The 17,650-nt window shown below is 68.5% G+C and carries 21 protein-coding genes; 6 read left to right on the top strand and 15 right to left on the bottom strand.

The window, feature by feature from the left end:
• Nucleotides 1–18: 18 nt before the first annotated feature.
• The 5 genes from INE98_RS03025 to INE98_RS03005 form a co-directional block, all read right to left on the bottom strand.
• Nucleotides 19–552 (bottom strand): GNAT family N-acetyltransferase, encoded by a 534-nt coding sequence (locus tag INE98_RS03025; protein WP_293536455.1) that lies wholly within the window; start codon nt 550–552, stop codon nt 19–21.
• A 125-nt stretch (nt 553–677) separates the two neighbouring features.
• Nucleotides 678–938, bottom strand: a complete 261-nt coding sequence (rpmA, locus tag INE98_RS03020) for a 50S ribosomal protein L27 (RefSeq protein ID WP_293511971.1) — start codon at nt 936–938, stop codon at nt 678–680.
• A gap of 29 nt (nt 939–967) precedes the next feature.
• Nucleotides 968–1,546 carry a 50S ribosomal protein L21 gene (gene rplU / locus INE98_RS03015; protein ID WP_293536453.1) on the bottom strand — a complete coding sequence of 193 codons (579 nt, stop codon included), beginning with the start codon at nt 1,544–1,546 and terminating at the stop codon, nt 968–970.
• Nucleotides 1,547–1,651: 105 nt separating this feature from the next.
• Nucleotides 1,652–3,025: a serine hydrolase gene (locus INE98_RS03010; RefSeq protein WP_293536451.1), complete on the bottom strand. Its 1,374-nt coding sequence runs from the start codon at nt 3,023–3,025 to the stop codon at nt 1,652–1,654.
• Between the two features lie 45 nt (nt 3,026–3,070).
• Nucleotides 3,071–3,952, bottom strand: coding sequence for a cation diffusion facilitator family transporter (locus INE98_RS03005; protein ID WP_293536449.1), 882 nt, complete (start codon nt 3,950–3,952; stop codon nt 3,071–3,073).
• Between the two features lie 218 nt (nt 3,953–4,170).
• Here INE98_RS03005 and INE98_RS03000 point away from each other — a divergent pair, with 218 nt between their 5' ends.
• Entirely contained in the window at nt 4,171–5,223 is a 1,053-nt protein-coding gene (locus tag INE98_RS03000; RefSeq protein ID WP_293536447.1) for a GTP-binding protein, read from the top strand.
• Between the two features lie 84 nt (nt 5,224–5,307).
• Here INE98_RS03000 and INE98_RS02995 read toward each other — a convergent pair whose 3' ends face one another.
• Nucleotides 5,308–5,736, bottom strand: coding sequence for a biopolymer transporter ExbD (locus INE98_RS02995; RefSeq protein WP_293536446.1), 429 nt, complete (start codon nt 5,734–5,736; stop codon nt 5,308–5,310).
• Nucleotides 5,737–5,873: 137 nt separating this feature from the next.
• Between INE98_RS02995 and INE98_RS02990 the strand changes: the two genes are divergently transcribed.
• Entirely contained in the window at nt 5,874–6,839 is a 966-nt protein-coding gene (locus INE98_RS02990) for a WD40 repeat domain-containing protein (RefSeq protein WP_293536444.1), read from the top strand.
• On the opposite strand, the gene INE98_RS02985 is transcribed toward INE98_RS02990, so the two are convergent.
• Nucleotides 6,836–7,501, bottom strand: coding sequence for a nitroreductase (locus INE98_RS02985; protein ID WP_293536443.1), 666 nt, complete (start codon nt 7,499–7,501; stop codon nt 6,836–6,838). The two genes, INE98_RS02990 and INE98_RS02985, sit on opposite strands and share 4 nt — an antisense overlap.
• A gap of 95 nt (nt 7,502–7,596) precedes the next feature.
• Between INE98_RS02985 and mtgA the strand changes: the two genes are divergently transcribed.
• Both mtgA and ald read left to right on the top strand, forming a co-directional pair.
• Complete coding sequence (gene mtgA / locus INE98_RS02980) at nt 7,597–8,337, top strand: monofunctional biosynthetic peptidoglycan transglycosylase (protein WP_293536441.1); 741 nt, start codon at nt 7,597–7,599, stop codon at nt 8,335–8,337.
• A gap of 27 nt (nt 8,338–8,364) precedes the next feature.
• Nucleotides 8,365–9,477 (top strand): alanine dehydrogenase, encoded by a 1,113-nt coding sequence (gene ald / locus INE98_RS02975; protein WP_293536440.1) that lies wholly within the window; start codon nt 8,365–8,367, stop codon nt 9,475–9,477.
• A gap of 9 nt (nt 9,478–9,486) precedes the next feature.
• On the opposite strand, the gene INE98_RS02970 is transcribed toward ald, so the two are convergent.
• Nucleotides 9,487–10,359, bottom strand: coding sequence for an aldo/keto reductase (locus INE98_RS02970; protein WP_293536438.1), 873 nt, complete (start codon nt 10,357–10,359; stop codon nt 9,487–9,489).
• A gap of 102 nt (nt 10,360–10,461) precedes the next feature.
• On the opposite strand from INE98_RS02970, the gene INE98_RS02965 reads away from it, so the two are divergent.
• Nucleotides 10,462–11,442, top strand: a complete 981-nt coding sequence (locus INE98_RS02965; RefSeq protein ID WP_293536436.1) for an XdhC family protein — start codon at nt 10,462–10,464, stop codon at nt 11,440–11,442.
• Nucleotides 11,443–11,446: 4 nt separating this feature from the next.
• Here the strand turns inward: INE98_RS02965 and glp are convergent, their stop codons facing one another.
• From glp to moaA, 6 genes are read right to left on the bottom strand one after another with little or no spacing between them, the layout of a single operon-like run.
• Nucleotides 11,447–12,637: a gephyrin-like molybdotransferase Glp gene (glp, locus tag INE98_RS02960; protein ID WP_293536435.1), complete on the bottom strand. Its 1,191-nt coding sequence runs from the start codon at nt 12,635–12,637 to the stop codon at nt 11,447–11,449.
• Nucleotides 12,634–13,104, bottom strand: a complete 471-nt coding sequence (gene moaC / locus INE98_RS02955; protein WP_293536433.1) for a cyclic pyranopterin monophosphate synthase MoaC — start codon at nt 13,102–13,104, stop codon at nt 12,634–12,636. The genes glp and moaC overlap by 4 nt, the downstream gene beginning before the upstream one ends.
• Nucleotides 13,101–13,646 carry a molybdenum cofactor biosynthesis protein B gene (gene moaB / locus INE98_RS02950; RefSeq protein WP_293536532.1) on the bottom strand — a complete coding sequence of 182 codons (546 nt, stop codon included), beginning with the start codon at nt 13,644–13,646 and terminating at the stop codon, nt 13,101–13,103. The genes moaC and moaB overlap by 4 nt, the downstream gene beginning before the upstream one ends.
• Nucleotides 13,647–13,663: 17 nt before the next feature.
• Complete coding sequence (locus tag INE98_RS02945; RefSeq protein WP_293536431.1) at nt 13,664–14,107, bottom strand: molybdenum cofactor biosynthesis protein MoaE; 444 nt, start codon at nt 14,105–14,107, stop codon at nt 13,664–13,666.
• Nucleotides 14,108–14,110: 3 nt separating this feature from the next.
• Nucleotides 14,111–14,350 (bottom strand): MoaD/ThiS family protein, encoded by a 240-nt coding sequence (locus INE98_RS02940; protein WP_293536430.1) that lies wholly within the window; start codon nt 14,348–14,350, stop codon nt 14,111–14,113.
• Between the two features lies 1 nt (nt 14,351).
• Complete coding sequence (moaA, locus tag INE98_RS02935; protein ID WP_293536428.1) at nt 14,352–15,383, bottom strand: GTP 3',8-cyclase MoaA; 1,032 nt, start codon at nt 15,381–15,383, stop codon at nt 14,352–14,354.
• A 31-nt stretch (nt 15,384–15,414) separates the two neighbouring features.
• On the opposite strand from moaA, the gene INE98_RS02930 reads away from it, so the two are divergent.
• Nucleotides 15,415–16,047 (top strand): NTP transferase domain-containing protein, encoded by a 633-nt coding sequence (locus INE98_RS02930; RefSeq protein WP_293536427.1) that lies wholly within the window; start codon nt 15,415–15,417, stop codon nt 16,045–16,047.
• A gap of 24 nt (nt 16,048–16,071) precedes the next feature.
• Here INE98_RS02930 and INE98_RS02925 read toward each other — a convergent pair whose 3' ends face one another.
• The gene (locus INE98_RS02925; RefSeq protein ID WP_293536425.1) at nt 16,072–17,571 is read right to left on the bottom strand and encodes an NADP-dependent isocitrate dehydrogenase; all 1,500 of its coding nucleotides are present in this window, start codon (nt 17,569–17,571) and stop codon (nt 16,072–16,074) included.
• Nucleotides 17,572–17,650 lie beyond the last annotated feature (79 nt).

The raw sequence follows: 17,650 nt of genomic DNA, 5'->3' as shown, positions 1-17,650 counted from the left end.
CACGTCCCGCCGGCAAAATCAGGCCAGCCAGATCATCCCGCGGGAGGGCAGGGCCTCGCCGCGGGAGGTGACGAAGGTCTGACGGCGCTCGCCGGTGTAGAGGAAACCCGCCTTCACCAGCACCGCGTCCGACGCCGGATTCTCGTCCAGCCGCCAGGCGCGGACATGGGTGCGGCCCCAGTGCCGCACCGCCCAGGCCAGGGCGGCCTTGACCGCCTCGGTCATCAGGCCGGCGCCCCAGTAGGGCCGGCCGAGCCAGTAGCCGATCTCCGTCGCCGGGGCGGGCTCGCCGAAGAAGGACAGGATGCCGACCAGGCCCTCGTCCGGGTGATCCAGAGCGAAGCGGGCCTCCTGGTCGGGATCCAGGGTCTCGCCTGAGGCGAGAAAGGCCTCGGCGTCCGCGAGAGTGTAGGGATGGGGAATGCGGGCCGTGGTGCGCGCCACCTCGAAGTCGGCGCACAGGGCCGCGATCCGCGGGGCGTCCGACAGGCTCAGGGGCCGCAGCTGCAGGCGGGGCGTCTCCAAGACGGGCTGGAAGTCGACGGAAAGCATGGCGGGAACCTCCCGGCCCCTCTGCCGGGGGCCTGAAAACGAAAACGGGGAGCCCGGCGTCCGGGCTCCCCGCTTCGGGAGGTCCTCCGGTCCGCCAGGCAGGCGGACCTTCGGGAAGGTCCGCGTCAGCCGGCCGCGTTGTCCACGCAGACGTAGGTGCGGTCGTCACGCTTGGTGACGAACTTCACGGCGCCATGGGCGGTCGCGAAGAGGGTGTGGTCCTTGCCCATGCCGACATTGTCGCCCGGGAAGAACTTGGTGCCACGCTGGCGCACGATGATGTTGCCGGCCAGGACCGCTTCACCACCGAACTTCTTGACGCCGAGGCGGCGGCCCGCCGAGTCGCGCCCGTTGCGCGAGGAACCGCCGGATTTCTTGTGAGCCATGGGGGCCTCCTGAAACTAGGTTCCGACGCTTACTCGGCGTCGGTCTTCTTGGCCGCGGCCTTCTTCGGCGCAGCCTTCTTTGCGACGGGCTTCTCAGCCGGAGCCGCCTCAGCGGCCTCCGCAGGCGCGGCCTTGGCCTTGGCGGGCGCCTTGGCCTTCGCGGGCGACTTGGCCGGGGCGGCGACAGGCGCCGCAGCTTCCAGGGAAGCGACCACGGCCTTCAGGTTGCGGGCTTTGGCGTCCAGCAGGGCCTTCGGGGTCAGGTCGACCACGCCGTCCCAGGCCGCCGTCTTGCCGGCGCCGGAGATGGAGGTGACGCGCAGGACCGTCTCCGGCTGGCGATGGCCGCGAGTGCGGCGATAGCCCTGGCGACGGATCTTCTTGAAGATCCGGACCTTCTCGCCCTTGCGGGTCTCGATCAGGGTGGCGTTGACCGCAGCGCCGTCGATAACCGGGGCGCCCACGGTCACCGCGGCGCCATCGCCGAGCATGAGCACGTCGGAGAAGGCCACATCGGCCCCTGGCTCGCCGGCCAGCTTTTCGACCACCAGCACGTCTCCGGGCTCGACCCGGTACTGCTTGCCGCCGGTCCTGATCACCGCGTACATGATTGGCGTCCCGAAAAAAGATCAATAACAGATGCGCCCGCGGGCCAGCCTGCGGACGGAAGCGCGCTCTTATACAGACGGGTCAGGCTGAGTCAACGCGGCCACTCAGTCGGCGCCCCGGGAGTCGGCGTTCCGGACGGCGGAAGCCACCTCCACCCGCCAGTGATCGACCAAGGTGGAGGAGACCCGCTGAAACACCCGCAGACGCTGGGGCGATCCCTTCGGCACCTGAGGCGCCAGCACCGCCACGGCGTAAATCCTGCCGTCGGGGGCCGTCACCAGGCCGACGTCGTTGAGGCCAAAGGTCTCGCCGCGGAAATCCTGGCCCGTGCCGGTCTTGTGCGCCGCGCGCCAGCCAGGCGAGAGGCCGCCCCGAAGGCGCATGGGTCCGGTGGTCACCCGGCCCAGGGTCTGCAACATGAACTCGGTTGAAGCGGCCGAGAGCACTTCGCCACGGGCCAGGGCCGCCAGGGCGCGGACGACGCCGGCGGGCGTGGCGCCGTCGTAGGGCTGCTCCACATAGGCGTCCAGGGAAGCGGCCCGGACCTCCGGGTCAAGACGCGACCGAGCGGCCTCGAAGGCTCCGTAGGCCGACAGCTCAGGACTCCACTCGAGGCCGGCAATGCGCGACTGCAGACGCCTTTCGTCCTCGGCCAGGCGAATCCCTGACATGCCCCGGGAGGTCAGGAAGGCCTGGACGGCGCTGGGGCCTCCGGCGAGGGCCATGAGCTTGTCGTTGGCGGCGTTGTCGGACTTGATGAGGGCGCGACGGAGGAGATCCCTGAGTGTGGTCTCGTAAACGCCATTCTCGATCAGGTGAGAGACCGGCTGGTTGAAGACGCTGCGGTCGGCGTCGGTCAGAACCACGCGCTGATCCAGGGACAGCCGGCCGGAGTCGACCTGGTCAAGGATGGTCATCGCCACCCAGAGCTTGGAGACGCTTTGCTGGGGAAAGGCGCGGTCTCCATGGGCTGCGGCCAGCCAGCCGCTATCCACGTCCATGACGGCCACCCCGACAGGGCGGCGGAAGCCAGGGTCCAGTTCAGCGAGACGGGAGACCAGTTCGGGTGGAGCGGGAGGCGTCGGTCGGGAGGCGAGGTCCTGATCCCGGCGCACAGGGGGCGCCCCCGGCTCAACGGCTCCATTTGTCGAGCGGGCGGCTTCAGGGCCGTCATCAAGCCGGAGGAAGATCGGCGCCGCGACGGCGGCGGCAATGGGACCTGTCGTCACGAAAAGGGCCAGGGCCGCCGTGGCGAAGGGCCTCCGAAAAACGAGCAAAAGCGCTGAAACGCTCAGGTCCGCGGCGTGCTCGCCCAGCCTGCGGAGAGCGGAGGGCGCAGACCGCAGGCCATGAAGGACATAGGCCGGAGCCAGCCAGAGGACGTCCGCCGCCACCCAGAGGACCGCCGCCAGGCGCCAGAGGAGGCCTGGAGGGCGAGGTGCGGGCGGCAGAATGGGACCGGACCGGAAATCGGACATGGGCGTTTCAGGCCTGATCCGGGGCCGGTCGTCAAGCCGAAGAGGTCAGATCAGATCCAGGCTGACCCGGCTTACGCCGGGCAGATCGGCCAGAGCCCGCAGTACCGCCTCCGGCGCCTCAGGCGGCGGCGCCTCAAGGCGTACGGTCACAGCGCTGAGGCCAGGCCCGGTGCGCCAGGCTCGCACCACCACCGGGGCAAGGCCCGCAGCCCTCAGGCGAAGGGCGACCTCGGCCTCGAGAGCGGGAGTCTGCCGCATGTCGAGGAGCGCCGCCCCGGCGCGGCGCAGGATCGAGCCGGCGAAGTGGGCGATGAGCGCCGCGCCGACCAGGGCCATCACGGGATCCGCCCAGACCCAGCCCAGACGCCAGGCGGCGGCCAGGCCCGCCAAGGTGAACGCCGCAACAGCGGCGTCGGCGGTGACGTGGAGGTGGGCGGCTGAGAGATTGATGTCGCCGGACGGATCACGCAGATCCTCCATCGTCGGCTTCAACAGGGCCATGCAGGCCAGATTCAGGACAAGCCCGCCGACGGCGGCATACAGGGCGGCGGGGTAGTCGGGGCTCTCCGGCGCAATGAGCCTTGAAAGGCCCTCGACGGCCAGACCCAGCGCCGCGAGCGCGAGAAGCACCGCATTGGCGAAGGCGGCGAGATCGCCGATCCGTCCCGCCCCATGCGCGAAGCGCGGATTCGTCCGGTTGCGACGCGCCAACCAGTATGCGGCGCCGGCCACCGCGAGGGCCGCCACATGGGCCCCCGAGTGCGCGCCGTTGGCGACCAGTGCGACCGAACCATAGGCCAGGCCGGCCGCCACCTGGGTCCCTGAGGCGACGGCCACCAGCAGGGCGGCCGCCCAGGTCCGCCTTTCATTCCGCGCAGCGCCCGCCGCAGCGGGGGAGACTTCGGCGTCAGGAGCGGGAGCAGACACGCAGCAGGCCTTCCGGGGCGCGGCGGGCCCGCTGCCGTGTGACTCCGTACCATGGCCACAGGCGCTGCGCCAAGCCGACGGGGTCGGGTGGCCCCGGGCGCACCGAGCCGGCGCTCGGGACCGAGGAAGAGAAAATCAGGTCCTACATCAAGGACTTGGGTCGACCCGGTCGCAAAACCGGGTTCCACTCCTCCGAAACGCGCTCTAGAGGGAAGGGCATGAGCCAGAAGACACCCGTCACCGTCCTGACCGGCTACCTCGGGGCCGGAAAGACCACCCTCCTGAACCGTATTCTCTCGGAGGATCACGGCCGCCGCTACGCGGTCATCGTGAACGAGTTCGGAGAGGTCGGAATCGATAACGACCTGATCGTCGGCGCCGACGAGGAAGTCTTCGAGATGAACAATGGCTGTGTCTGCTGCACCGTACGCGGCGACCTGATCCGGGTGCTCTCTGGCCTCATGAAGCGCAAGGGCGGATTTGACGCCATCATTGTGGAAACCACGGGCCTTGCGGATCCCGGACCGGTGGCCCAGACCTTCTTCGTGGATGACGACGTGCGGGCGCGCACCGAGCTGGACAGCGTCACCACGGTGGTCGACGCCCTGCACCTGCCCCTGAGGCTCGGCGACTCGAAGGAGGCGGTCGAGCAGATTGCATTCGCCGACCAGATCATCCTCAACAAGACCGACCTGGTCACCGAGGCCCAGCTGCGTGACATCGAGGCCCGGATCCGTCGGCTGAACCCCCTCGCCCCCATCCATCGGGCGCAGAGGTCGAACGTACCCCTGGAGATGATCCTTGGCCGGGGCGGCTTCGACCTGGAACGGATCTCCGAGCTTCAGCCGGAGTTCCTGAACCCGGCCCATGGTGAACCTGGCCACGTCCACGACGAGTCCTGCGACCATCATGGCCATGATCACGGACATGACCACCACCATGATCACGGCCACGCGCACGACCACGCTGCCGATGCCGGCATCTCCAGCGTCTCGCTCACCCTCGACCGGCCGATGAACGGTGCGCGGGTCAGCGCCTGGATCAACGATGTCCTGCAGACCCAGGGCCCGGACATCCTTCGCGCCAAGGGAATCATCAGCGTGGCCGGCGAGGACCGACGACTTGTGTTCCAGGCCGTCCACATGATCCTGGAGGGAGACCTCCAGAGGCCCTGGCGCGAGGACGAGCCGCGGGTCTCCAGGCTGGTCTTCATCGGCCGCAACCTGGACGGAGACGCCCTGAAGTCCGGCTTCGAGGCCTGCGCGGCCTGACCCGCGCGCCCTTGTCTCCGCCATAACGGGAAAAGGCCCGCCCGGTCCCCCGGGCGGGCCCTTCAGCCTACCGATCCTCTGGGATCAGAGCTCTTCGTTGATCAGCGCGACCTGGAAGTAGCCATTGCCCTGCAGGGTGTTCATGACGCGCATGAACTCGCCATAGCGGACGTCGCGGTTGGCGCGGATATACACCCGCTCCTGGGTCGGATCAGGCTTATCCAGGATGCGGGCCAGATCCGTGGCGAGCCGCTCGATCGTGGTGGCGTCCTCGCCAATGAAGACGCCCCCGTCCTGGATATTGATGACGGTCGGCTCCTCGACCTTGGCGCCCGGAGGCGGTGGGACGGCGGGGGGCAGGTCGAGCTTGATGGACACTGTGGCGGCCGGAATAGACACCATGAAGATGATCAGAAGCACAAGCATCACATCCACGAAGGGCGTGACGTTGATTTCGCTATTCTGGCCGAGATCGAAGCGCCCGCTGCCACCGCCGCCAAGCTTCGCACCCATGAAACGATCCTTCCCTTCGGGTCGCCTTTCGGCGACCGGCTGTGTTGCGAAACCCATCGCCAATCAGACCGGGATTGTAAAGCCCCAACCCGACGCGCCCCCTCCCCTCGGCGGTCCGCCGGGGCTATTGATGTCCCATGACCTTTGATTTTGACGCCTTCGTTACAGCAGTCCTCTTCGATTCCGAGGACCGCGCCTGGTTCGCCCTCGGCGATGGAACGCTCCGGACGGAGGACGGCGGCGTCCATCAGGCCCACGACGGGGCCGTCCTCTGCGCCGCTCCTCATCCCACGGGTCAGGGGATTCTGACCGGCGGAGACGACGGCGCGGTCGTCTGGACCCGGGCGTCGGGTCCCGTCGTCCTGGAGCAGATGCGCGGGCGCTGGATCGACGCCCTGGCCGCCAGTTCGCAGTCCGGCCTGTTCGCCTGGGCCACTGGCCGGGAGGTGCACGTCCGCGACGCCGCAGACCCGCAGTTTCAGCGTACCTTCGTTCACGAGCGCTCGGTGACGGACCTTGCCTTCGATCCGCGGGGTCGTCGCCTGGCCGCGGCCACTTACGGAGGCGCCTGGCTCTGGTACGCCCGCATCGCCGAACAGAAGCCCGAGGTCCTCAAGTGGGCCGGCAGCCACATCGCCCTCGCCTGGAGCCCAGACGGCAAGTTCCTGATGAGCGCCATGCAGGAAAACGCCCTGCATGGCTGGCGGGTCGCGGACGACAAGAACCTCAAGATGGGCGGCTACCCGGCCAAGGTGAAGAGCCTGGCCTTCCTGTCCAAGGGCCAGATGCTGGCCACTTCCGGTGCGAACGGCGTGGTCGTCTGGCCGTTTTCCGGACCGGCGGGTCCGCTCGGGAAACAGGCGGCGGAGGTCGGTTATGACGAGAGCGTCCTCGTCGCCCGGGTGGCGGGGGACCCCGATTCGCGCCTGGTGGCCGCCGGGCTGGAGGATGGCCGGGTCTGGACCTGCGACCTCTCCGGACAGAAGATCGACATGCGAAGGGCGGAGAAGGGAGAGGCCGTTTCGGCGCTCTCCTTCAGCCGCAGGGCCCGTCGCCTGGCATGGGGAGACGAGGCCGGCGCCGCCGGGGTCTTCGAAGTCTAGCCCTCGAATCCGCGCAGCTCGCCCCAGACCTCGAAGGGGTCCCGTGCGGTGCGCAGGGTGTTGATCGGGGCGGCGTCATCGCGCCAGCCCAGGGCCATGCCTGAAAACAGCATGTGATCGTCGGGCAGGCCAAGGAGATCGGACACCGTCTTGGGATAGCGCGCCCAGTATTCCTGGGCGCAGGTGTCCAGGCCCCGCTCTACCGCCAGCAGCATGACAGTCTGCATGTACATGCCGACATCCGACCACTGTGGCGGGCCAAGCTTGCGGTCGAGGCAGAAGAACAGGCCGACAGGCGCGCCGAAAAGCTCGGTGTTCATCGCCAGCTGCCGGAGCCGAGCCGCCTTGTCATCCCGGGGAATGCCAAGGGTGGCGTAGAGGTCCTCGCCATTCTGGAACCGCCGGGTACGGAACGGATCCCAGAGGTTCGGCGGATAGACATCGTATTCCGGAGGCTCGCCCATGGGATTGGCGGCAGCCCGCGCCTTGAGCTCCGCAAGAGGTGCGCCGGCCAGGGCGTAGACCTTCCAAGGTTGCAGATTCCCGCCAGAAGGCGCCCTCGCCGCAGCCTCAAGGATACTGCGCACGAGGGACTCCGGCGGACACTCGGGACGGAAGGCGCGGATCGAAATCCGGCGATCGACGGCTTCGCTGACCTTCATGACACTCTTCCCCTCCTGCCGGGGCCCATCCCTGCGACCCTGCCTGACTAGCACCCCGGCGGCGGGCTTGTCAGCGCGTTTGCCTGGCCGCCGTCATGGCCTATCCTGAACCGATGACGTCGCGCACGGGGACACGAAGGGGCAAGGGGGGCTGGCTGCGCAAGGCGCTTGTCTGGGCCCTGATCCTTCTCGTGGGCGCGCCGGTCGCAATGGTCGCCATCTACCGGTTCGCGCCGCCGCCAGTGACGATCCTGATGATCCAGAGGTCATTGGAGGGAAAGGGGTTCTCCAGAACCTGGCGTCCCCTGGACGAGATGTCGCCCGCCCTCATCCGTTCCGTCATCGCAGCCGAGGACGCCGGATTCTGCACTCACCGGGGATTCGAACTCGAGGCCATCCAAGCCGCCTGGGAGCACAATGAAACATCCGACCGCCTTCGCGGCGGCTCCACGATCAGCCAGCAGACGGCCAAGAACGTTTTCCTCTGGCCGCAGAGATCCTATCTCCGAAAGGGCCTGGAGGCGGGCTTCACGGTCCTGATCGAGCTTGGCTGGGGCAAGCGCCGGATTCTCGAGGTCTATCTGAACACCATCGAGTGGGGACCGGGCGTCTACGGCGCCGAAGCGGCCGCCCGGCGCAACTTCGGCGTCGGAGCAGATCGCCTTACCCCCGCCCAGGCCGCCCGACTGGCGGCTATCCTGCCAAGCCCCCTGAAGTGGCGGGCGGCGAAGCCGGGCCCATATGTCAAACGGCGGTCAGGCCGAATCGGCGCCGCGGCGGGAACGGTTCGCCGCGACGGTCTGGCGGACTGCGTGCTGTCCTCACGCCCCAGTTGAACGGGGCCTTCCAGAAGGAGCGTGACCATGAGGATCGGGGTGCCAAAGGAGATCAAGCCTGACGAGCATCGAGTCGGCCTGATTCCGTCGGCGGTGCGGGAGCTGACCTCTCGGGGCCATCCGGTCCTGGTCCAGAGCGGCGCCGGCGCAGGCTCAGGGTTTACGGACGCCGCCTATCTGGAGGCCGGCGCCACCCTCGCCCCGGACGCCGGCGCGACCTTCGCCGGCGCGGACATGATCGTGAAGGTCAAGGAACCCCAGAAAGCCGAGTGGGAGCGCCTTGGGGAGGGGCAGATCCTGTTCACCTATCTGCACCTTGCGCCAGACCCGGCCCAGGCTGAGGGGCTGGCGCGATCCGGCTGTGCAGCCATCGCCTATGAGACCGTGACCGACCCCGGGGGCGGCCTTCCCCTGCTGGCTCCAATGTCGGAAATCGCAGGACGGCTTTCGGTGCTCGCGGCCGCCCACCACCTGCAGAAACACAATGGCGGAATGGGGCTTCTCCTCCCCGGTGCGGCTGGATCGCCTCCGGCGCGGGTGACCATCCTGGGAGGCGGCATGGTGGGAACGAACGCGGCTCGGATGGCGGTTGGCCTGGGCGCGCAGGTTACCCTGGTCGAACGCTCGGCGCCCCGCCTTCGCACCCTCGACGAACTCTTCGGCGGCCGGGTCCGCACCCGCTACGCCAGCCTCGACGCGGTTGAAGCCGAGATCCTTGCGGCCGACGTCGTGATCGGCGCCGTCCTTGCCCCGGGCGCCGCCGCCCCGCGACTCCTGCGCCGTGAGCACCTCGCGCGGATGAGCCCCGGCTCGGTCATCGTCGACGTGGCCATCGACCAGGGCGGCTGCTTCGAAACCAGCCGGCCCACCACTCACCACGAGCCGACCTTTGTCCTCGACGGGGTGGTCCACTACTGCGTGGCGAACATGCCGGGCGCCGTCCCCCGGACTGCGTCGGAGGCCCTCGGCGCGGCCACTCTCCCCTACGTCGTCAAGCTGGCCGACCAGGGGCTCGCAGCCCTGGAGACCGACCGGAACCTCGCCCGCGGGCTGAATCTCCTGAAAGGGGGCGTCACCCACCCTGCGGTGGCGGAGGCCCTAGGGCGGCCGTTCACGGACCCCTACGCCGCCTGGGCCTGAAAGCCGAACTCAGGCCGCCGCCCAGGCGCCCGGGTCCAGGGCCTCGGGGTCGTCAATGGCCATGTCGTCCCAGTCCAGGTCAGGAGGCGGGCTCGCGGCGGCGGCGACAATCGCATTGAACTCCGCAGCGGACGCTGCACCGACCAGGACAGCCGAGGCCTCGGGGCGGGAGAGGGCGAAGCCAAGCGCCGCCTGCAGGGGATCCGAGCGACCTTCCGCTATCATCCGCCGGGCGCGGGAAATGCGGGCGGCGGCGGCCCTCAGGTGACTGGGCGCCCGGTCCGGCGGCAGAAGCAGCAGACCATTCAGGAAGATCGACCTCAGATGAACTTCCATGCCCAGGCCGGCGATTGCGGCCAGGGTGCCGTCATTGATCAATCTCTGGTCGAGGAGGCTCGCCGGCGCCTGGACGACGTCCGGCCGGAACCGCCGGGCGATTCCCAGGGGATCATCAGACGCAAAGACCGACACGCCGATCTTCCGCGTCAGCCCCTCATCCCGGAGGGCCTTGAGCCGGTCCCAGAGCGCCGCACCGTGGGGACCCAGCAACTCAGCGACGGAGGGCACGAGGATGCAGTCGGCCTGGGTAACGCCCAGCCGGGCGAGGCAGGCGCGGGCTTCCGCCTCCACGATGTCTGGTCCCCTGTCGGGCCGGATCGTCGAGATGCAGACCCGAAAGCTGTCCGGGCTCACCAGAAGGGCGCCAAGCTCGCGCTCCGCCTGAACCGATCGGCCGGCGACATCCAGAAGTCGCACGCCCGCCTTCGCGGCGATATCGAAGATGTCCCGGACCTCGGCCTGAACCGTGCGGCCTCGAACCGGCGCACGATCGAACGCGAACTGCCCCGATGCGAGGCCAAGCTTGGAAACTGGCGAAGACATGACTTCTTCAGGCGCGCCCTGGATGACTCAACGCGCCATCCTCGCCGTAATGCCTAAAGAAGCGGTTTCTGAAATCCTTACGGGTCGTTAAAAAAGACCCTGATGAGAACACCCCTTCCCGACTGGCCGGTCTTTGGATTCGCGGACGATGTCCGTCCGGCCCTGGATGAGGCGCGGCGCCTTGGCCGGACCTCGGTTCTGGCCACCCTGGTGGCGGTGGAGGGAGGTGGTCCGCGCCAGGTGGGTACACAGATGGTCTTCACCCGGTCAGGCGATGCGTCTCCTGATCCGGTGGCGGGATACTTCTCGGGCGGATGCGTGGAATCCGATGTCGCGGATCATGCCTACGCCTGCCTGGATGACGGCGAGCCCAGACGCCTGGTCTATGGGGAGGGAAGTCCCTGGCCGGATATCCGCCTGCTTTGCGGCGCCCGTATCGAGATCCTCCTCGAGCGTGTGGAGGCGACCGATCCTGCGCTCGCCGACCTTCTCGAGGCCTGGGCGAATCGCCGACCGGCGGAGTGGGCGAGCGACGGCCGCCGGCGGGGGTGCGGCGCGCCGGGAACCATCGCGGCCTGGGAGGGCGCCTTCGTGCGCCGATGCGAGCCGGCCCAGCGCCTGGTGGTCTTCGGCTCCGATCCGACCGCCCTGGCCATCGCCACACTCGGAGTCCAGTCCGGTTTCGAGACCACCCTGGTCAGGGGCAAGGGGCCAGAGGCGCCGCCGCCTGTTCCGGGTCTGGCCTACAGCCGGGAGGCTCCCGCCGCCGCCCTGGCCTCGATCGGGACCGACGCCTGGACCGCTGTGGCGATCGCCAGCCACAATCTGGAACTGGACCGCGAGGCCCTGGCCGCCGCCCTGCCCTCGAACGCCGGCTATGTGGGTCTTCTGGGCGCGCGCCGCCGTCTCGATGAACGCCTCGCGCCCCTGCGGGCCGCCGGCGTATCCGAGGCGGTCCTGTCGCGCGTACACGCGCCGATCGGCCTGGACATTGGCGGCAAGGCGCCCTGGGCCGTTGCGGTCTCCGTGATCGGCCAGATCATGGCCGAACGCTTCGGCGGCGGGGACCGGGCCGGTCGGTAGCCGGTCAGCCCCTGACGAGGGGCAGCACCTCGACGATTTCGCCGGCCGCGGCGGGAGACGCGCCAGGGGGCCTGCGCAGCAGGGCGTCGGCCTCCGAGAAGATCCGGACAAGTGAGGAGTCCTGATCCGGGAAGGCCTCGACGGCCTCGCGCTTCGACTCGGAGACCAGCCGGGCGCGCATCCAGTGCTCGCGAGGGCCGTTGGCCGGAAGGGCTGTCAACAGGCGGACCCGGCGCAGGGCCGGGGTAAAGGGCCGCCCCTCAAGGGCGGCGACAAGCGGCCTCAGGAAGAGTTCGGCGCAGACAAAGGCCGAAGCCGGGTTTCCGGGCAGGCTCAGCATCGGGCGTCCGTCAGCGAGGAGACCGAAGAAGGTCGGTTTGCCGGGACGGACTGCAACGCTTTCGACCCGCAGGTCCAGCCCAAGGTCAGCGGCGACGGACCGGACAAGATCATGATCACCGACGGAGGCGCCGCCGAGGGTCACCACGAGGTCGCCTCCAGCCCCGGCGATGGCCTCGCGCACCGCCTCGCGACGGTCGCTGACCCCGGTGACGCGCCGCACGCCCGCCCCCCAGGACCGCAACATGGCCTCAAGACCTGGCGAACCGGAGTCGAAGATCTGCCAGGGTCCCGGCGCCGTGGGCGCTTCGACCACCTCCTCGCCGGTGGAAACAATGCTGACCTCGGGGGGACGGACCACCCGCACCCGGTCGCGGCCAGCGGAGGCGCAAAGGGAAATCCGCCAGGGATCCAGACGCAGTCCCTCGGCCAGCAGGCGGGCGCCTGCCTGGAAGTCACGGCCCCTCTCGCGGACGTTCTCTCCGGCGGCGATGTCCGGCACGCGGATCTGGTCGCCCTCTCGCTGCACATCCTCCTGGATCACCACGGCGTCGGCGCCCTGTGGCATGGCCGCGCCGGTAAAGATCCGCACGGCCTCACCTGGCCCCAGCCCGCCGTCGTATCCGCGCCCGGCCGCGCTCTCACCGGCGACGCGGCGAAGCCCTGGACCATCTGCGCTGCGAACCGCCCAGCCATCCATGGACGAATTGGTGAAGGGCGGCTGATCACGGATCGCCCGGATATCCTCGGCAAGGAGACGCCCGAGGGCCTCCGTGAGGGGAAGGTCTATGGGACCCAGCCGCCGGATGGGGGCCAGCATGGCGGTCCGGGCCGCCTCGACGCTCATCAACTTCATTCGCGACCCCAGTCTCCGGAGCGACCGCCCGACTTCAAGAGGAGCCGGATGTCCTCGATCACCATGCCGCGGTCGGCGGCCTTGAGCATGTCATAGAGGGTCAGGCAGGCGACGCTCACCGCCGTCAGCGCCTCCATCTCCACCCCGGTCCGACCGCTGGTGCGGACTCGCGCCAACACCCTGAGCCTGTCTCCGGCCACCTCGACCGCCACCTCGGCCTTTGAGATATCCAGCGGATGACAAAGGGGGATCAGGTCCGAAGTCCGCTTCGCGCCCATGACCCCGGCGATCTCCGCCACGGCCCTCACGTCGCCCTTGCGACCCTGGCCCGAGACCGCAAGTTTCAGGGTCTCGGGGGCCATACGGACAAAGCCTTCTGCGACCGCCTCGCGGTCCGTCACGGGCTTGTCCGAGACGTCCACCATGCGGGCGCGGCCCTGTGCGTCGATATGGGTCAGACCCTTCACGTCTCCAGAAGCCTCGGCATGAGCTCGACCATGTTGCAGGGGCCATGACGACTGTCCAACTGGGCCTTGATCACCTTGTCCCATCCGTCCCTGACCGCCCCGTTCGACCCGGGAAGACAGAAGACGAAGACGCCGTTGACGATCCCCGCCGTAGCCCTCGACTGCAGGGTGGACAGGCCCACCGACTGGTAGCTGACAAGGTGGAAGACCACCGAGAAACCGTCGATCCGTTTGTCGAACAGCGGTTCGACCGCCTCCGGCGTGACGTCTCGCCCTGTGATCCCGGTGCCGCCGGTGCTGATCACGGCGTCAACTTCCCCGGAGTCCACCCAGGCGAGGATACGGGCCCGGATCTCGTCCACGTCGTCGCGGACGATGGCGCGATCCGCCAGGACATGGCCGGCGCCGGTCACGCGGTCGGCCAGCACCTGGCCGGACGTGTCGCTTTCCTCGTCTCGGGTATCCGAGACCGTCAGGACCGCGATCCGGACGGGAATGAAGGGCCGGGCGGTATCGATCCGCCCGCCGGGGGCCAGAGTCATCGGAGTCTCAGAGGTCATTATCTCTCCCATCGCGCCAGGTCGTCACGGTCACGGTCCGTCGGCTCGATCCATCGCGCACCGTCGGGCCCTGACTCCTTCTTCCAGAAGGGCGCCCGGGACTTCAAGTAGTCCATCAGGAAGTCGCAGGCCTCGAAGGCGGATCGGCGGTGCGCCGCCGCCGCAGCCACGAATACGATCGCCTCGCCGGGTGGGATGGATCCGACCCTGTGGATCACTCGTACATCCTGAAGGCTGAACCGGTCCCGCGCACTCGACGCATGACGGGCGATCTCCTTCTCCGTGAAGCCGGGATAGGCCTCGAGCTCGAGCCGTGTGGTCCGACCAGCCTCGGCCCGCGCGAGGCCGGTGAAGCTGGCCACCGCGCCAGTCTCCCGCCGTCCCCGGCAGAACTCCGCGAGGGCCTCACCTGGGTCGAAGGGGGCGCTGACCAGCCGGATCACGGATCAGCCCCCGCTCATCGGCGGCAGAAAGGCGACTTCCGACTCGGGACGAAGCGCCACATCCAGGTTGACCAGTTCCTGGTCCACCGCAGTCCTCACCGCCGGCGCCTGCAGGGCCTCAAAGAGGGCCGGGTCCTCGCCGGCGATCCAGCCGCGCAGCTCCGCCAAGGTCGCTGCGGGAATCTCGCGTTCCCGCCAGCCGGCGAGATCGGCCAATCGTCCGAACAGGAGGACCCGGGCCAAGTCAGCCCCCCGTCGTGGACATGTGCCGCTGGACAGCGGGAGGGGCATTGCGGTCGATCCGGAAGTCGTGCCCCTTGGGCTTGACGCCGATGGCGGCCCGGATGGCGTCGTGCAGTTCGGCCTCGCTCGCCCCGCCGCGAAGGACAGCGCGGAGATCGCTGGCGTCCTCCCGGCCCAGACAGGTGTGCAGGGTTCCGGTGCAGGTCAGGCGGACGCGATTGCACAGCTCGCAGAAGTTATGGCTGAGGGGGGTGATGAAGCCCAACCGGCCGCCGGTCTCGGCGACCCGGACGTAGCGGGCCGGTCCTCCCGTGGTCAGGTCAAGATCCTGCAGGGTCCAGAAGCTCTCCAGCTGCTCGCGTACCGATTTGAGCGACAGGAACTGGTCAGTCCGGTCGACGTCGACCTCACCCATGGGCATGGCTTCGATAAGCGTGGCGTCGAACCCCTGGCCGTGCGCCCAGGCGATCAGGTCCGGAAGCTCGGCGGCGTTATCGTCAAGCAGGGCCACCGTGTTGATCTTGACCGACAGGCCGGCGCCCTTGGCGGCTTCAAGCCCTGCAAGCACCCGCGCCAGGTCGCCGCCCCGGGTCAGGCGTCGGAAACGGGCCGGATCAAGGGTGTCGAGAGAGACATTGACCCGCCGCACGCCCGCTTCCGCCAGTGCGCCCGCGAACTCGGAGAGCCGCGTCCCATTGGTGGTCAGCGTCAGCTCGTCCAGGCCATCAGGGCCGATGCGACGGGACAGGGCCCCGAAAAGGTCCATGACGCCCTTGCGGACCAGCGGTTCACCGCCGGTGATGCGGACCTTTCGCACGCCGAGATCGATGAATGCGCCGGTCACGCGCTCAAGTTCCTCGAGGGTCAGCACCTGCGCCTTCGGCAGAAAGGTCATATGCTCGGACATGCAATAGACGCAGCGCAGGTCGCAGCGGTCCGTAACCGAAACCCGCAGGTAGGTGACGGCGCGGCCGAACCCGTCCACGAGGAGCGGACGGGTGCGAACAGCGGGCGCGGTGTCGAGCGGCGTCATGCCCGAGCAACATAGGCGGGGTTTGCAGAACATGACAGGGGAGGACGTCGCTGGAGGAACCGGATACGCCGCCATCATCCTCGCTGCGGGGGCCGGACGGCGCTTTGGCGGCGGCAAGCTGCTCGCCCCGTGGCGCGGAGCGCCCCTGGTTTCGGGCGCATTGAAGACCGCGCTGGCGACGCCGTCGGATCAGGTGGTGGTCGTCACCGGAACCGACTCCGCAGCCGTGGAGGAAGCCTGCAGGGCGGCGGCCGGACCCGATGCGGAGAGCGGCCGCCTGCGATTCACCCACGCCGCCGACCATGAAGAGGGCATGGGCGCCTCCCTGCGCGCCGGGGCGGCGAGCCTTGCCCAGGGTTTGAACGGCGTCTTCGTCTTCCTGGGCGACATGCCGGAGATTCCGCCGGACATCATTGCGCCGCTGATTGCCGCCGTCGAGGCGGGGGCGCCGGCGGCGGCCCCCGAGTACAAGGGACGCAGGGGCCACCCCGTTCTCTTCTCGACAGAAGCCGCGGCCGGTCTCGCGGGGGCGAGGGGCGACGCAGGCGCCCGGGACATCCTGAAGCAACTGGGGGACCAGGTGGCCCGGATACCCTCGCCAAGCCCCGGGGTTCTGTTCGACGTCGACAGGCCCGGGGATCTCGACCGACCTTTCGGGGACTGACCCGGGAAGGCCGGTCCAGGCGCTCTACTGGCCCTGGCCGAGGGAGTAGCCGGGCTCGCCATCGAAGGTGAAGAGGAGCTCGGTCTTGACGAAGTCCACCCCGGCCCGGTTGAGCCCCTGGAGGAGGGTCAAGGTGTCCTCGAGGGTGAACGGTTGGTCTGGTCTTGCGAGATAGCGGCAGCGCCAGTGATCGGTGCAGAAGGTCTCCGGCAAGCCCTGGGGCCAGACCTTGACGCCACGGTTCGTGATCATCGCCAGGTCATAGGCGCCTGAAATGCCCGACTTCATCTTCACGGCAAGGTCGTCGACCGGCGTCGTCGACTGGACGAAGACGTCGATGCCCACCAGCACCTTCTTGGCGGGCTTCCGCGGCGACGCGGTCGGGACGGGGAAGGCCTCCCCGGAGCCGGAATAGGTGACGGGATCCAGCTTGGCCGGCTTCTGTCCAAGGCGCTCGATGATGGCGTCGGCGAAGCCGGAGGTCGAGACCTGCACCTTGGAGATTCCGGGCTTGAAGATGTCGTAGGTGTGGATGCCGTCCTCGATCGTCTTCAACCAGGCGTTGTGGACCCGCTCCGCCGCCTCGGGCTGGCCGATATGCACCAGCATCATCACGCCCGCGAGGAGCAGCCCGGAGGGATTGGCGACATTCTGTCCAGCGCGCCGGGGGGCGGAGCCATGAATGGCCTCGAACATGGCGCAGTGCTCGCCGATGTTGGCCGAGGGCGCGAGTCCGACGGACCCGGCGATCTGCGCGGCGACATCGCTGAGCACGTCGCCATAAAGGTTCGGCATCACCAGAACGTCGAAGGCCTCGGGAGTGTCCGCGAGCTTGGCCGCGCCGATATCGATGATCCAGTGCTCGTTCTCGATCTCCGGATACTCCTCGGCGACCTCCCGGAAGACCTTGTGGAAGAGGCCGTCGGTCAGCTTCATGATGTTGTCTTTGGTGAAGCAGGTGACCTTCTTGCGGCCGTAGGCGCGGGCGTAGGCGAAAGCATAGCGATTGATCTTCTCGCAGCCGGGCCGCGAGATCAGCTTCAGGCACTGATAGACGTCGTCTGTCTGCCGGTGCTCGATGCCCGCGTAGAGGTCCTCCTCGTTCTCGCGGATGATCACCAGGTCCATCCCCGAGTGGCGGGTCGCGACGTAGGGCGCATAGGACCGGCAGGGACGGATGTTGGAATAAAGGCCCAGGGACTTGCGGACGGTGACGTTGAGGCTCTTGAAGCCGCCGCCCTGGGGCGTGGTGATCGGGGCCTTGTAGAACACCCGGGTCCGGCGAAGGCTATCCCAGGCCGAGGGTTCGATGCCGGCGGTGTTGCCGGCCAGGTAGACCTGCTCGCCGATGGAGATGGTCTCGGGGGCGATGTCGGCGCCTCCGGCCAGGAGAACCCTCAGGCTCGCCTCCATGATTTCCGGTCCAATTCCGTCGCCATAGGCGACGGTGATCGGGACCGCGCCGGGACGTGCGGACGCCGCCGCGGAGGGGGATGAGGAGTCGATTGAAGGGGTGTCGTTCATGGCCGGGACCTCAAGCGGTTGCAGGCCGCGGTTCTTGCCGGCCGCGAGTCCATTATTGAAATTGATTTCAGCGATTTTG

The organism is Phenylobacterium sp. (assembly GCF_020253645.1).
GTDB lineage: Bacteria > Pseudomonadota > Alphaproteobacteria > Caulobacterales > Caulobacteraceae > Phenylobacterium.
Note: the sequence above shows the minus strand (reverse complement) of the source record. Positions and strands in the feature narration are given on the sequence as shown.

Bases quoted from the DNA above. Each gene is read 5' to 3' on its own strand.
- INE98_RS02985 (WP_293536443.1), bottom strand. From the start codon at position 7,501: ATGAAGGTCAGCGAAGCCGTCGATCGCCGGATTTCGATCCGCGCCTTC.
- INE98_RS02925 (WP_293536425.1), bottom strand. From the start codon at position 17,571: ATGAACGACACCCCTTCAATCGACTCCTCATCCCCCTCCGCGGCGGCG.
- moaA (WP_293536428.1), bottom strand. From the start codon at position 15,383: ATGACGCCGCTCGACACCGCGCCCGCTGTTCGCACCCGTCCGCTCCTC.
- rpmA (WP_293511971.1), bottom strand. From the start codon at position 938: ATGGCTCACAAGAAATCCGGCGGTTCCTCGCGCAACGGGCGCGACTCG.
- INE98_RS03000 (WP_293536447.1), top strand. From the start codon at position 4,171: ATGAGCCAGAAGACACCCGTCACCGTCCTGACCGGCTACCTCGGGGCC.
- glp (WP_293536435.1), bottom strand. From the start codon at position 12,637: ATGAAGTTGATGAGCGTCGAGGCGGCCCGGACCGCCATGCTGGCCCCC.
- INE98_RS02995 (WP_293536446.1), bottom strand. From the start codon at position 5,736: ATGGGTGCGAAGCTTGGCGGCGGTGGCAGCGGGCGCTTCGATCTCGGC.
- INE98_RS02930 (WP_293536427.1), top strand. From the start codon at position 15,415: ATGACAGGGGAGGACGTCGCTGGAGGAACCGGATACGCCGCCATCATC.
- INE98_RS03025 (WP_293536455.1), bottom strand. From the start codon at position 552: ATGCTTTCCGTCGACTTCCAGCCCGTCTTGGAGACGCCCCGCCTGCAG.
- moaB (WP_293536532.1), bottom strand. From the start codon at position 13,646: ATGACTCTGGCCCCCGGCGGGCGGATCGATACCGCCCGGCCCTTCATT.
- ald (WP_293536440.1), top strand. From the start codon at position 8,365: ATGAGGATCGGGGTGCCAAAGGAGATCAAGCCTGACGAGCATCGAGTC.
- INE98_RS02970 (WP_293536438.1), bottom strand. From the start codon at position 10,359: ATGTCTTCGCCAGTTTCCAAGCTTGGCCTCGCATCGGGGCAGTTCGCG.
- INE98_RS02965 (WP_293536436.1), top strand. From the start codon at position 10,462: ATGAGAACACCCCTTCCCGACTGGCCGGTCTTTGGATTCGCGGACGAT.
- rplU (WP_293536453.1), bottom strand. From the start codon at position 1,546: ATGTACGCGGTGATCAGGACCGGCGGCAAGCAGTACCGGGTCGAGCCC.
- mtgA (WP_293536441.1), top strand. From the start codon at position 7,597: ATGGCCTATCCTGAACCGATGACGTCGCGCACGGGGACACGAAGGGGC.
- INE98_RS02990 (WP_293536444.1), top strand. From the start codon at position 5,874: ATGACCTTTGATTTTGACGCCTTCGTTACAGCAGTCCTCTTCGATTCC.
- INE98_RS03010 (WP_293536451.1), bottom strand. From the start codon at position 3,025: ATGTCCGATTTCCGGTCCGGTCCCATTCTGCCGCCCGCACCTCGCCCT.